Origin of the sequence: Pseudoalteromonas sp. TAB23, assembly GCF_000498075.1 — a bacterium.
In the GTDB taxonomy this organism is placed as follows: Bacteria; Pseudomonadota; Gammaproteobacteria; order Enterobacterales; family Alteromonadaceae; genus Pseudoalteromonas; species Pseudoalteromonas arctica.
The window spans coordinates 1-13,850 of record NZ_AUTP01000330.1; the positions used below are offsets into that span (position 1 = coordinate 1).

The following is a 13,850-nucleotide window of genomic DNA, read 5'->3' on the forward strand; positions in this document are numbered from 1 at the left end:
CGTCACTTCAGCCAGCAAGTGGTTGGGGGGTAGGTATGAAACTATCCCACAGCGTTGGCGCGGCGCATCGCCTATTTTCTATATTGATAAAAACGCGCCTGCAACACTTTTCATTAATAGCTCAGTGCCACGCTTTCGTGCAGGTCGAGACAGCGCAATACAAAAGTTGCAACAGTTACATATACCCAGTGAAGTTTACCAGTTCGATGATGCGCCGCATTCATTTTGGTTATTCCAGCCGTGGTTAACGCCTACAACCACCGTTATTGATGACTTTTTAACAGTACAATTTGCTAAAACTCATTGATCATTATTGTTGTTAAAATTAAAGTCTTGATGGCTTAATGGTTATTTTAAGTCATCAAAGCTTTTACTTTCTTTGTTGCTAAGTGAATTTAAGTACTGCTGCAAAACCTGTGCTGTAGTTGCATTTTTTAATTGCGGCTGATGCTGTTTGAACCAGTCATCCGCAACACCATCTTCATTAGCATCAACGATTGCGGGAGCCCCTGTAAATTCCTGTTTATATGCATCCCAATTACCAATTAGCTCAAACTCATGATCAATCAAACCATTTTTCTTTATCGTGACACTATCAGTGAGCTGTTGATAAACAAGCGTATCAATACTGTCATGGAAATAGCCATGTGCATTACGACTTGCACCTATATGTTGCCCCTTAATGGCATCACTAAATGCTTGCTTTGCATTAACATAAACCATCGTTGTTTGCATGGGTGATGTAATGATTGCTTGATCACTTAACCACTGGCTATTTTCATCACTAATAGTGCGTTTTGCTTTAACCGCTTTGCGATAATTTACACCTAAATAATTATGCTCAGTCAGTTGTGGGTTATTCTCAAGTACATTACCCATAATATATGCCTGATTTTCTTTGATCTCTGGGGAATACCAAATATCAGCAAACTGCATGATCTTACTTGCTTTACCCGGCTTATAGTAATTATTAATCAAGTTAAAGCGACCATTTTCTGATCCATAAACATTATTATGTCCCCAGTTAAAAATAATATTATTGATAAGCTCAACAAACTCTTCATTTTGTGAATACGGTGATTTTAGCCTATGACCATTGAGCCTAGGAGTTCTACTGGCATGATTGGCAATTATATTATTAATAAAGCTCGCATTTGCCCCGCCCCAAATGCCACCATAACCATGATCGCCTTTAGGGTGAATTGAATGGCTTAAACTATGTGAAATAATTGAATCTTGTAACGTAAAGTTATGGTTATTATAAAAGCTCGCGGTTTCATCCACCGACCAACTCAATGAACAATGATCAATAATGACATTCTCACTATTACGCACCGTTAATGAATCATCAGCATAGCCAAATGTGCCTAAGCGAAAGCGCATATAGCGGATAATCACATTATCTGCGGATGAGACCGTCACAGGAGCACCAACAATGGCAATCCCACCTGGCGAACTTTGCCCCGCGATTGTTATATTACCATGAGATATTTTAAGTTCCCCTTCCAATTTGATCACACCCGATACCACAAATACGACAGTGCGAGGATGTTTTTGAACAATTGCATAGCGAAGGCTGCCTGGTTGCGGCTTATCTAAATTATCTTCCAATGTAGTCACTCTATAAAGCGTGCCATTAACTCCTCCTGTTGCGTATTTACCAAATCCTTTTGCTGTTGGAAAAGCTAATGTTGTATTGACTTGTGCAGAGTATAAATTAGTCGAAACAAAAACCGTCAACACAGTAATGATGCTTAGTATTACGATATTGAGATAGTTTAAATTATTATTCTTCAGAACTTGCATAATGTTCCTTGGCTATTTCGTTTTTAATGCTGGTTAAAATAAAAAATTGTCAATATGTAAATTGACAGTTTTATTAATACAGTGTTAACTTCATGTTATTCCACTTTGCCACCGGTGGCAAGCTTGGGATTTAAATCAACGGGAATCGCATATCTTGCACACACAATTAAAAGCCTGGAAAAGGAACAAAGATGAAGAGCATGAGACTAAGCACGATCGCAGCAGCATTAATGGTAGCTATGCCACTTTATGCACAAACGGCCGATCCTGTACAGCCAAAGGTAGAAAATAATACACAAAAAACTACAACCAATGCTGAACAAGAACCAACCAAATCAGCACAAATTGTTGAAGACGATATAGAAATAATAGCTGTAACGGGTGTTTACCAAGCTGATTTAAAAGCACGCGCTATGGAACGTGACAGCAAAGCGTTTAGCTCTGTGATTACCACGGATGACATGGGTAACTTTGTTGACCAAAATGTTGCTGAGTCACTGCGTCGGATACCAGGTGTCACTTTAGAGCGCAGTGAAGGTGAAGGTAAATATATTGCAGTTCGGGGCTTAGGCCCTAAATTCGTATCGGTGAGCATGAATGGTGCAGAACTATCTGGTGCGGGTGATGAACGTAAAATTGGCCTTGATGGCATCACTAGTGATTCATTAGGAGCCATTGAAGTATTTAAAACCCTTACCCCTGATATGAATCTAAATTCGATAGGTGGAGCAGTAAACGTCAAAGCTATCTCAGCATATGACCGTGGTAAAAACACCCTAAAAATGAAGCTGCAAAATTCATACAGTGAACTCAGAGAAGAACACTCGCCGAAGTTTAGCCTTGATGGCACACAGCTATTCTTAGAAGAAAAAATAGGCGTTGGTTTTGCACTTTCTTATGAAGATAGGAAAAATCAAGTAGATGAGGTACGCCATCATAGCACTCGAGAATTAAACTTTTTACAAGGTGGCATTGGCCTCAGTGAAGAGCAATTAGGTGTGGCACCTGAAATATTGATCCCCGCGCAACTCGAAAACCGCCGTGAAATAGCTGACCGAACACGTACCACCGCAACTCTAAATGTTGAGTTTAAGCCAACCGCAAACAGTTTTTATTACATACGAGGTAACTACTCTAATTACACTGATGATGACGTAGCACAAAGAGAGTTTTATAACTTTTATAATGGCGACCAAGCAGATGAAATTATTTATGTAAATGCTGATACAAAAGAGTTTGTCCTGTCTGATATCGATATTTACAACCAATATTTCATTCAGGAAGGTGAAACGACTACAACCAATTATAGTATCGGTGGTGAAAACTATATTACCGACACTTTACGCGTAGATTATGAATATGCGTATTCAAAAACAGATGATAAATCTGTGGGTGATCGTCGCGTGCAATTTCGTGAGCGTGAGAATATCGTCTACGGTCAAGCAACTAAAAACAATATTGTTGCACAGGTGCTTACTCCTGAAGAAGCTGCTGCCCTAGGTGGTTTTGCGTTAGATCCAGACAATGATGTTTTTGCCGGTGAAGCCGATGGTGATATCAGCGATTTATCAAATATGGAATACGACAACTTATTTATGGAAGACAGTGTACGCACTGATGAAGTCACAAGTATCAAGCTAAACTTGCAAAAAGACTTTGATATTGAGTATCTTAATTTTATTAAAATTGGTGGTACTTACAACGAACGCGAACATTTCCGCGATAAAGATCGCTGGAGCTATGCAATAAACCCACTCGATTGTGGAACGGATGAAACCTGTATTACCGTCGCCAACTCAAATGTTACTGATTATAACTTTGCGGTTCCTGAGGGTGGCTTATTTACCTATCCTTTTGTTAGCAACGAAGACCTTGACTACATAGTTGACTCAACTAAAATTACGCGCGACAGTGCCACCGGTGGCGAGGTGTCAATTGACAGCACCAAAGAAGACTATACCTTATACGAAGATACCTACGCAGCTTATATTATGACTGAGCTGCAGCTATCAGAGCAAGTCAGTGTTATTACCGGTGTACGCTATGCGCATACTGAGTTTTCTTCAACTGGTTTTATGTCGCTTGAAAACGATGACTGGGATTTTGGCAATGACAAAATGCTTGATTTAGCAATCCCATTACCTGAATCGTCAATTACCTATAGTGAGTTTTTCCCGAGTATTCATGTTCGCTATGAGCCGAGCGATCAAATTTTGGTACGTACTTCATTATGGACCAGTTACACCCGGCCTTCTTTTAAACAAGCTCGTGGTTTTGCTAAGTTTGATGACGACATAAGCTTATGCAATCCAACAACGAACAACTGTTACAGCTCGCCAGATGGACAGAGCGCCATTGACCTTCAAGGTTATATTTTAGGACCCGATAACGCAGTACAAGTTGGTAATCCTAATCTAGTAGCCATGACATCTGACAACTTTGATGCATCATTTGGCTGGTATCCATCAAAAGAGTTATTTATGGAAGCTGCGGTATTTTACAAAAATATCGATAACTTCATCGTCGATGTCACCGGTATTCAAATGGGGATAGACGAATTGCCACTGACTTTACCAGTTAATCAAGTGTCTGACTTTGCAATTCCACAAGATCTTGTTCTTAATCAGGTCGATATAACTTTAAACGGCGATAAAGCGACTGTTTATGGTATTGAATTGAGTTACAACCAGTTCTTTGAGAATGGCTTATTTTGGCAAAGTAATATGACATTTGTAAAAAGTGAAGCTGAGCTCGATGCCACTATTCGTCATGATAAAATGCCACTGCCTGGTCAGGCTGACGTTACCGGTAATATTGCGGTGGGCTGGGAAGATGAGTCATTCTCATTGCGTCTAATTAGTAATTACCGCTCAGATATTCTTGAAGAGGTTGGCTCTTGTCCCGTATCAGCTTCTGTATCAGACCCACATACCTGTAAGTCATGGGCTGATATCTACCAAGACGATATCTTAACCTTTGATATGAAAGTGAAATATGACTTTACGAAAAGCCTCAGCGTGTATTTTGACGCGATTAACTTAACCGATGAATCAGATTTACGTTATTTCAAAGGTAATGATTTATCCGGTGGTGAAATCCTCTATCAACGTGAAGATTATGGTCGTACGTTCCAGTTAGGTATGAATTATAAGTTTTATTAACAGCTACTAATAATGAAAAACGTTAATTTCACACACAATTAACGCGTTAATGACGCGCTTTCATCCTTGGAGGGATGCATGAATAATACAATAAAAATACCATCGTGTTTGCTGATCACCGCGATTTTAGCAGGCTGCGGTGAAGATAGTTCTATCAATGTCAAAGAAGCTCCGTTACCACCAGTGCAAGGGATATTTGTTGACAGCCCTGTTGCTGGTTTAACCTACAACAGCCCATCAATAAGCAATGGTGTAACAAACGCAAATGGACAATTCGATTACTTTAGAGGTGAAGCTATCGATTTCTCAATTGGTGCACTTACCTTTCCTACGGTCTCTGCCGCCAATGTATTAACTCCACTTGCTTTGTTTTCGACAGATACCGTGTTTCATCCTGCTGTTATTAATAGCTTGCGTTTATTACAGTCACTAGATGTTGATGGTGATCCTAGCAATGGCATCACCATCAGCGAGCAAGCAGCACAAACAGCCGTTATGACTTTAGCAGAAGGGCAAACGATTACGGACTATTTTAGTAGCGATGAGTTTGAGGCGAATGTTAATGCGTGGCTCGCTGATGCAGGTTCAGCTAATAGTACCTTAATTCCAGCTGATCAGGCTATTGTGCACTTTGTTGATTTTATTTTTAAGCAATACAACAGCACGCAACCTTTAGCATTTAATACTGCCGATTTTAGCGGAACAATGTATAACCCATTAGTACAAGGCAGTGAGGCAATTATTACACAGTTGATGTTAACGCCCGTTGATGAATCAAACCTTAGTGGAACATTCAGCCAAGTAGTGGGTGGCAGCGAAACAGTAACAGGCCGTTATTCGTTTTTATTCGGTAATCGTGTACTAGCACTGATCTCAGGTGAAGGTGAATCTGCTACAACCCAGTATATTATTTCTCGCTCTCATAATACGGTTAATAACACCTATAGTGTTTGTGCCACAAGCGGTCCAAACGCATTGGCAACACTGGTGCTTACTTGTGATAGTAATGATGATGCTAAAAACAATATTTTAGTGTTCTCCGAACAACAAGCCCAAGAAGAGTTAGTCAAACTCAACGATTTAGCTCAGCAAGCTGGTTTAGTCTTAATTGAAGAGTTTGATACTGACACTGAAACATTTCTCTCATCGAGCTATAAAAGCTTATCGGATGAGCAAGGCAGCGGCCCGTTATATTTTAAAAGTGGCGGTAGCGCAAAAATTGACGATGTAGCAGGCCAACTAATTCTTGAAGGCGGCCGTATTACCATCGGTAATACCCTGCCCGGCAAAGAATCAACAGCGACTGATAGCTCAGGTGTGGGGATTTATAATTTAAGCGAAGGGTTTACCATTAGCTTTGATATTATTTCTCATAATAGTGCTGGTGGATTATCCCTGTATGTTGATAATAATACTGCCAGTCAAAGTAATTCAGTGCATGGCGGTGCTTCAAAGTTTTATGGTAAAGACATAAACGAAAGCAATACCCCTGCAGGTCAACGGTTTTCATATACCTACACTCCAGGCGAAGATGTAAATACTGGCCCAGATCTGACTAATATCGATGCCCGCGGTATTTTAAATCCTGAGATTAAAAATTCATATTTCCAAATACGCACTGATTCAGCGGCAATGATTGTCATTGATAACTTAACCATCAAAACAGTGGCAACCGACGTACCAGATGTCGAGCCACCTGTTGAACCACCGGTTCAAGGTGAGATCCCAACAGTAGAATTACCAATTACCACTGACTTTACCGCACTTACTGCGGATATTTTCTCTGTTGAACATCAAAAAATTATTGATACTAACGGCGATGAAATCCCAATGTTTAGCAAAACAGGCGGCTCAGTCACTGTGATTGATACTGGATTAGAACTTAATGGAGGTCGTTTCACATTAGGTAACACCACCCCGGGTATTGAAACAGCAGCAACGGATACCACCACCAGTGGAGCGCTGGATTTGTCTCGTCCTTATCAAGTAGTGATGGATATTGTCAGTATAAGTGACCCTGAAGGTGATAATAAATTCCAAATTTATGTGGATAACAACTCATCAAGCAGCTCTAAATCAATCCATGGTAATGACTCACGTTTTTATAATGAATTGATCAACTCGCTTACTGCTGGCCAAACTTTAACAGTGCCCGGAAAGCTTGCGACTAAAAACTCATTTTTACAGTTACGTACCGAAACAAGTGGCACTGTGGTTATCAATAACCTCAGAGTTGAGTATGTTAAAGATCCATCTGTATTTAGCTGCACGGATGCACCTGAACTGTATTTTTGTGATGATTTTGCCAATGGTGATTTAAATAATTGGCAAGTTTTAGCCAAGCCAGATAACACTGAAGCCCCAATGGGTGAGTTTGATGTACTTGATATCATGGGTAATAACATGATGCGATACACCGCAGGCGGTGCTGGTGGCGAGCTAATTTTAGCTACTGAAGAAGCTATGGCAAACGTGCCTGTCACAGGTAACTACTTTGTTGAAGCGAAAATTCGCCCACGTCAGAACTCTACCACGGCCAATAAGCAGATTTTTTTGATGGCACGTTATTTAAATGCCGGTAATTGGTACGCTGGTGGTTTAAATGTGCAAAACTCATCAAGCAGTACGCAAGTGGAAGTTGCCGTTAGTAGCGAAGGGTCGATTGCGCGTCCAGTGCAAACAAAATCACCAATCTTACTCGGTGAAAAAGGAGCAACAGAAGATGGTGTTTGGTACACCACTCGCTTTGAAATGATTGATGATCAACTTACCGTATACTTAGATGGTGAGAAAATGGGCTCTGCGGCTGATACCAGCTATACAGCGCGTGGCTTAATTGGTGTGTTTACGAATAATCGTTCGTTTGAAATTGATGATGTAAAAGTGGGCGACCCTAGCATCAAGCCAATTCAGTTAACCCTTGATTACAAAGAGCCTAATTGGGACACAAGTACCAGTATGGATCCATTGTTGATCAACGTTACAGCGATTAAAAACGACGGTATCACAGCCGGCACCTACACGGTCACTTCAAGCAATGAAGCAGTGGTGAGCGTTGCAATCAATGGAAATGCGATCACCCTTACACCGATTGCTGCAGGCGATGCAACGGTCACATTTGTATCGGATTCAGACCCAAGTATTACGCGTACTATTAAAGTCTCTGTTGCAGAAGGTTTTGTTATGCCAACCGCTGACTATGGTGATTTAACAGATAAAGTGATGCCAGCGATTGCTAGCGATAGCCAATTTGTTGATACCCAATTATCGATTACTTTTGATAACGCCCCTACGTTTGGTAGTTTAGGTGAAATACGTATTTATAAACAAAACGAAAACACGCTTGTTGATACCCTCAAAGTGGGTAAAAACGTCGATGTGATTGGTTACACAGGCCAAGATAGATTGCGCTCTGTGTACTACTACCCGCTCACGATTGAAGACAATACCTTAACCATTAAACCGCACAATAATGTGCTTGAATATGGCCATACTTATCGTGTTGTCATTGGTGATGATGTGGTACTGGGCGCACAACTCAACGGTACTGATTTTATTGGCCTCGGTGATAATAGCCAATGGACGTTCACCACTAAAGTGACAACGCCGGCAAGCAATCAACTACTGGTTGATGATGACGGTGTAGCTGACTTTAGAACCGTGCAAGGTGCACTTAACTTTGCAATGGCAAGTCTTGCTAAAGATGAGCAAACCACCATTTCAGTCAAAGATGGTGTATATAATGAACTGCTATTCTTACGTAATAAAGATAACGTAACTATACAAGGGCAAAGCCAAGACAATACTACTATTCAGTACGAAAACTACGAAACACTCAATGGTGGCTCAGGTGGCAGTGCGCCTATAGGTTCTGGCACACCGGGCGGCGGTCGTGGTGTATTCTTAGTTGAAGGTGCGGATATGTTAGTGATCAACAACCTAACATTGAAAAACACCCACTTGCGTAACAATGTTGATTCAAACCAAGCTGAAACTATTTACTTTAATAGTAATGGTCGTTTAGTGGCTAATAATGCCAGCTTTATTAGCGAACAAGATACCCTATTACTTAAAGGTTACACTTGGTTTTACAATAGCTTAGTTGCAGGTAATGTTGACTTTATTTGGGGCTACCCGGTCACTGCATTATTTGAAGACAGTGAAATTCGCACTATTGGTGACTCCAAAGATGGTGATCCAACTAAAGACTCATCAGGTGGTTATGTGTTACAAGCCCGCGTACCTGTGCAAACAGATCCTGGCTTTATCTTCTTAAATAACCGCTTTACTCATGGCCCAGGACCAATTGGCAATAATGTGTTAGATAATTCAACCTATATTGCACGCAGTGGTGGCAGTGACACATATTTTGATAATGTTACGCTTATCAATAATAAGTTTGATACTCACATTGCAACCTCAGGTTGGGCTGTGCAAGGAGTTAACAGTCAACCTGCACCAAATCCAGAAATTGCAACGGCTACCAGTGGCNGTATGGCAGCATGGATTTAGCAGGTAATACTCTTGATTTAAGTGCCCGTGTTGGTGGTTACATTATGCAAGACAGCGACGTGGTTAACTTACTTGAGCGTAACGCTATTTTTGCAAGCTTTAATGATGGCCAAGGTTGGACACCTGAACCACTCGCTATCCCAATCTTGCCAGATGAGCCAATTGCAATAACACCGGTGAATAATAGTCTGGGTTTTGCTGGTTATAATTTTAGCCTAACCGGTGGCGAAGGTGGAACAGTAGTGACCGTTGATAATGGCACAGCGCTTAAATCGGCTTTAGAACAAGCAAAATCATCAGGTGTTCCAGTGACTATTTATGTCGATGGTGTCATTACTGATGCAAACAGTGGCGGCGATAATCCTTCTATCGAAATTAAAGATATGGATAATATCTCAATCATTGGTGTGGCAGATCGTGGTGAGCTAAGTGGTATCGGCATTGCTATTCGTCGTGCTAATAACATCATTATCCAAAACTTAAAAATCCATGAAGTACTTACCGGCGGTAAAGATGGTATTTCGATTGAAGGTGATGAAAATAAACCTACCGCGAATATCTGGATTGATCATAACGAACTCTATTCATCGTTAAATGTTGATCAAGATTATTATGATGGTTTAATCGATTCTAAATCGGGTGCTGAAAACATTACCATTTCATATAACTATATTCACGATAGCTGGAAAACGTCACTCCATGGTCACAGTGATGATGACTCGAGCAGCAACAAGAATCGTCATATTACCTTTCACCATAACCGCTTTGAAAACATCATATCGCGTGTTCCGTTGTTTAGATTTGGTCAAGGTCATATATTCAACAACTATTACAACAATATCACCTCTAGCGCGATTAACTCACGGATGGGCGCAGAGCTACATATTGAGAATAACTACTTTGAGCATACTAAAAATCCTGTGGTCTCTTTTTACTCAAAAGTAATTGGTTATTGGAATACCTCGGGTAACTACCTAGGTGAAGGTGTTACTTGGGGTGATGTGGCTGNCTGCAGAGGTTACTGCTACTGGTATGACACCCACCAGCTCATACCAAGCACCTTACGAGTATAAGTTAACACCAGTAATGGATGTTAAAGCGCATGTTATTGCCCATGCCGGCATTGGTAAAACGGATCAAAGCGATTTAGACATCCCTGACATTGCAGCGCCAAGTGAGCCACCTGTTCAAGAGCCGCTTGGGTTACCCTTTACTGAAAATTTTGCTGCAGCGAATACGGACGAGTTTTTTAGTAATAGTTATCGTGACTTATCGGGCTTAGCTGGATCTGGTACGCCGCTGTTCCACCGTGTAACAGGCGCTATTGATGTATCAGCAGGCCAATTAACCATGACAGGGGCACGCATTAGTATAGCGAATACTACCCCTGCGGTTAGTACAACCTCAGCAGATGCAAGCACCACGGGGTTACTTGATTTAAGTAACAGTTATCAAGTGAGCTTTAAAGTCGTGACTGTAGCAGGCAATACTGCAAAAAGCTTCCAAATATATGTAGATAACAACACCTCTGGTAGCGCTAATTCAATCCACGGTGGTTCATCGAAGTTCTACTCAGTACAGCTTCAAGACTTAGTCCCAGGTCAAACGTACACCGTCGATGGGTTGGTAGCCACAGCTACCTCATTCATCACTCTCAGAACGGAAAGTGAAGCAACTATCACATTGGATGAAATAACCATCCAATAGTTGTAATGAGAGAAGCCAAGCGCTGCTTTCACACAATTTGATAGTTACCAATACCCTCGCCCCGTACAGCAAGGGTATTTTTTTATACATATCATTCCTTTCTCTTTGTGCAATAAAATCTTCAAGCTAATAATTCACAAAGAGATTAACAGGCGCTGCGGTCAAAGAGCGAGGGCATGAAGTTAACGTTATTAAATTGAGTTAGTAATTTTTCAAGTACGACTGCATAGATGCAGAGTAATGCAGGAGCAATTGCCAAGAACACCCTATCAAAATTTCTGCCTTATTATCACTGTATTTATCTGTCGCTATAAATGGTCAGTAACTTAATACGATTGATATCAGGCGGTGCTTACAGCGCTCAAAATGTTCCAGATATTAAAAACGAGCGCTATGCATTTTATCCTTTAGGCAGCATATCGGCCGTTTCGTTTAACACCGATATTTCATGCTATTTTATCAAAGGTGCTCCTCAAATTTAATTAACTCATGAATTAAATCAAAAAATTATCATTGGATTACGGATAGAAGTAAGCGCCCTACTGTCAGTAAGGCGCTTTGTATGCCTGTAACAAAAATATTATGAGGGGGGTTAATCGGTACTATTTAGCGCATCTGTTGGTAGATTCACGCTTTACTAAATAAGGGGTGACTACGTCATCTAATTTAATTTTTTCACTTTGTGTCGATTGGCTTTTATTGATGAGTTTTTGCACCGCTAAACATGCCATATTTTGTACCGGTCTTCGAATAGTCGTTAGCGATGGAATGATCCGTGAAGCCAAAATATTATCATCAAAACCTGCCACTGATAGCTGTTCTGGTACTTTGATATTTAAATTACTGGCAACCCGTAATACCCCCGCCGCCATTTCGTCGTTGTTAGCAACAATGGCCGTTGGTCTTGGTTCAGTGCTTAACAACGTCATAGCGCATTCAATACCACTTTCGTAACTATTTTTTCCTTCAATAATACGATTTCCAGGCAGTTGCACATTACATTGTTGCAGTTCAGCTAAAAAGCCGGCTAAGCGTTCGATTGAAGAACGATAAACTTGCGGTCCAGAAATAAAACCAATGTCTTTATGGCCAAGTTCAACCAAGTAGCTGGCCATTTCTTTCATTGCTTCGCGTTCGTCTGAGACCACAATGTTATCAGCATCATCTAAATCTACCGATGCTAAGCGCACATAAGGACAACCAGCTTCACGAATTGCTGCAGCTAACTCTTTGTTCTCAGATACTGGCGGTAAAATAATCACGCCATCAAGCTTAGAGCGAGAGATAAATGACAGGCAATCATCAATAAATTCAGCTCTTTTAGAGTAACTAGGATGAACAACCAATTCATAGCCAAGTTCAGAGCAGACGCTTAATGCACCTCGTTGCACCTGATCAATATACAATGCATCGGGGTTATCATAAATTAAACCTAATAAGTAAGAACGACTCGATGCCAGCCCCCGTGCTTGTTTGTCAGGAGAAAAACCAACTTCGCTGATAATTTTAAGCACTCGCTCCCGCGTCGCTTCACCCACAGCGGGAGAGCGGTTGATCACACGTGAAACTGTGCGCTTTGAAACACCGCACAGCTTAGCTACATCATTAATCGTTACTGACATAAAAGTTCCTATTTAGGATGATTGCAAAGTTTAACACTAACCGTAGATCCATAGAAGTAGTTAGTCAGCTCTTGTTATACATTGACTACTTTGATTTAAAAGAAAAATGGAGCTGTAGAGCTCCATCACAGATTTGTTTGATTAAGTTGATCTAAACGCTGACAAATAAATTATCCTAAGTTCAGGTTAGTTACTCGATTAAACCAAATAAACGCGGTAACGTTTCACTGATTGCCGGTACATATGTGACCAACATCAAGACTAAAAACATCACAGCATACAGCGGCATCATTGGCCTAATTATTTTATGTAACGATGTTTTCGCCACCGCACAACTGACAAACAGCACACTCCCAACTGGCGGAGACACCAAGCCAATTGATAAGTTTAATACAATCATAATACCAAATTGAATCGGCGACATACCAAATTGCTCAGCTACCGGTAAAAAGATCGGTGTAAAAATCAATACCGCAGGTGTCATATCAATAAACGCGCCAACCAAAATTAAAATCAGGTTGATCAACAACAAGATTAAAATCGGATTATCACTGAGTGTTAAAAAGAACTCACTGACCAGCTGTGGAATATGTGTATATGACAATAACCACGACATGCCCGATGACGCGGCAATGATCAGCATTACAATAGCCGTTGTTTCACAAGCTTTTAGTAATATAGCGGGCATTTCAACTATATTGATTTCTTTGTAAATAAATACCGACAGTACTAAAGCATAAATAACGGCAATAGCGCCTGCTTCAGTTGCGGTAAATACANCCGCCAATAACAATAAAAATAAGCAATAAGCTTGGCAAAGCTGCGAGTATTTTTTTCATCACAATGTTAAATGGCAGTCTTGCTGTTACAGGGTAATTGTTGCGAATAGAGTAAATAGCGCAAACAATCATCAACGCCAGCCCCACTAAAATTCCCGGTAAGTAGCCAGCAATAAATAATGCCGCAATCGACACCCCACCACTGGCGATGGCATAGATAATTAAAATATTACTCGGTGGTATTAACATGCCCGTAGTGGCTG

General features: G+C 40.7%; 6 protein-coding genes and 2 pseudogenes. 5 read left to right on the plus strand and 3 right to left on the minus strand.

Going from position 1 to position 13,850, the window contains the following annotated elements; all coding sequences use genetic code 11:
* Window positions 1-307, plus strand: a pseudogene (locus tag L654_RS0122140) (alpha/beta hydrolase); the annotation flags it as partial.
* A gap of 41 nt (window positions 308-348) precedes the next feature.
* Here L654_RS0122140 and L654_RS0122145 read toward each other — a convergent pair.
* Window positions 349-1,806, minus strand: a complete 1,458-nt coding sequence (locus L654_RS0122145; RefSeq protein ID WP_024609069.1) for a hypothetical protein — start codon at window positions 1,804-1,806, stop codon at window positions 349-351.
* 191 nt (window positions 1,807-1,997) lie between these two features.
* On the opposite strand from L654_RS0122145, the gene L654_RS0122150 reads away from it, so the two are divergent.
* The 4 genes from L654_RS0122150 to L654_RS1000000128425 all read left to right on the plus strand — a co-directional run bounded on the left by L654_RS0122150 (window position 1,998) and on the right by L654_RS1000000128425 (window position 11,186).
* Window positions 1,998-4,967: a TonB-dependent receptor gene (locus L654_RS0122150; protein WP_024609070.1), complete on the plus strand. Its 2,970-nt coding sequence runs from the start codon at window positions 1,998-2,000 to the stop codon at window positions 4,965-4,967.
* 78 nt (window positions 4,968-5,045) lie between these two features.
* Entirely contained in the window at window positions 5,046-9,479 is a 4,434-nt protein-coding gene (locus L654_RS1000000127095) for a pectinesterase family protein (RefSeq protein ID WP_139016125.1), read from the plus strand.
* Window positions 9,470-10,552, plus strand: coding sequence for a hypothetical protein (locus tag L654_RS1000000128420; RefSeq protein ID WP_225305791.1), 1,083 nt, complete (start codon window positions 9,470-9,472; stop codon window positions 10,550-10,552). Before L654_RS1000000127095 ends, L654_RS1000000128420 begins: the two co-directional genes overlap by 10 nt.
* A complete protein-coding gene (locus L654_RS1000000128425) occupies window positions 10,512-11,186 on the plus strand; it encodes a hypothetical protein (RefSeq protein ID WP_225305792.1) in 675 nt (224 codons plus the stop codon). Before L654_RS1000000128420 ends, L654_RS1000000128425 begins: the two co-directional genes overlap by 41 nt.
* A 602-nt stretch (window positions 11,187-11,788) precedes the next feature.
* Here L654_RS1000000128425 and L654_RS0122165 read toward each other — a convergent pair.
* Together L654_RS0122165 and L654_RS01000000126610 are read right to left on the minus strand one after the other, a co-directional pair.
* A complete protein-coding gene (locus L654_RS0122165; RefSeq protein WP_024609071.1) occupies window positions 11,789-12,808 on the minus strand; it encodes a LacI family DNA-binding transcriptional regulator in 1,020 nt (339 codons plus the stop codon).
* A gap of 190 nt (window positions 12,809-12,998) precedes the next feature.
* Window positions 12,999-13,850: pseudogene (locus L654_RS01000000126610) on the minus strand (TRAP transporter large permease); the annotation flags it as partial.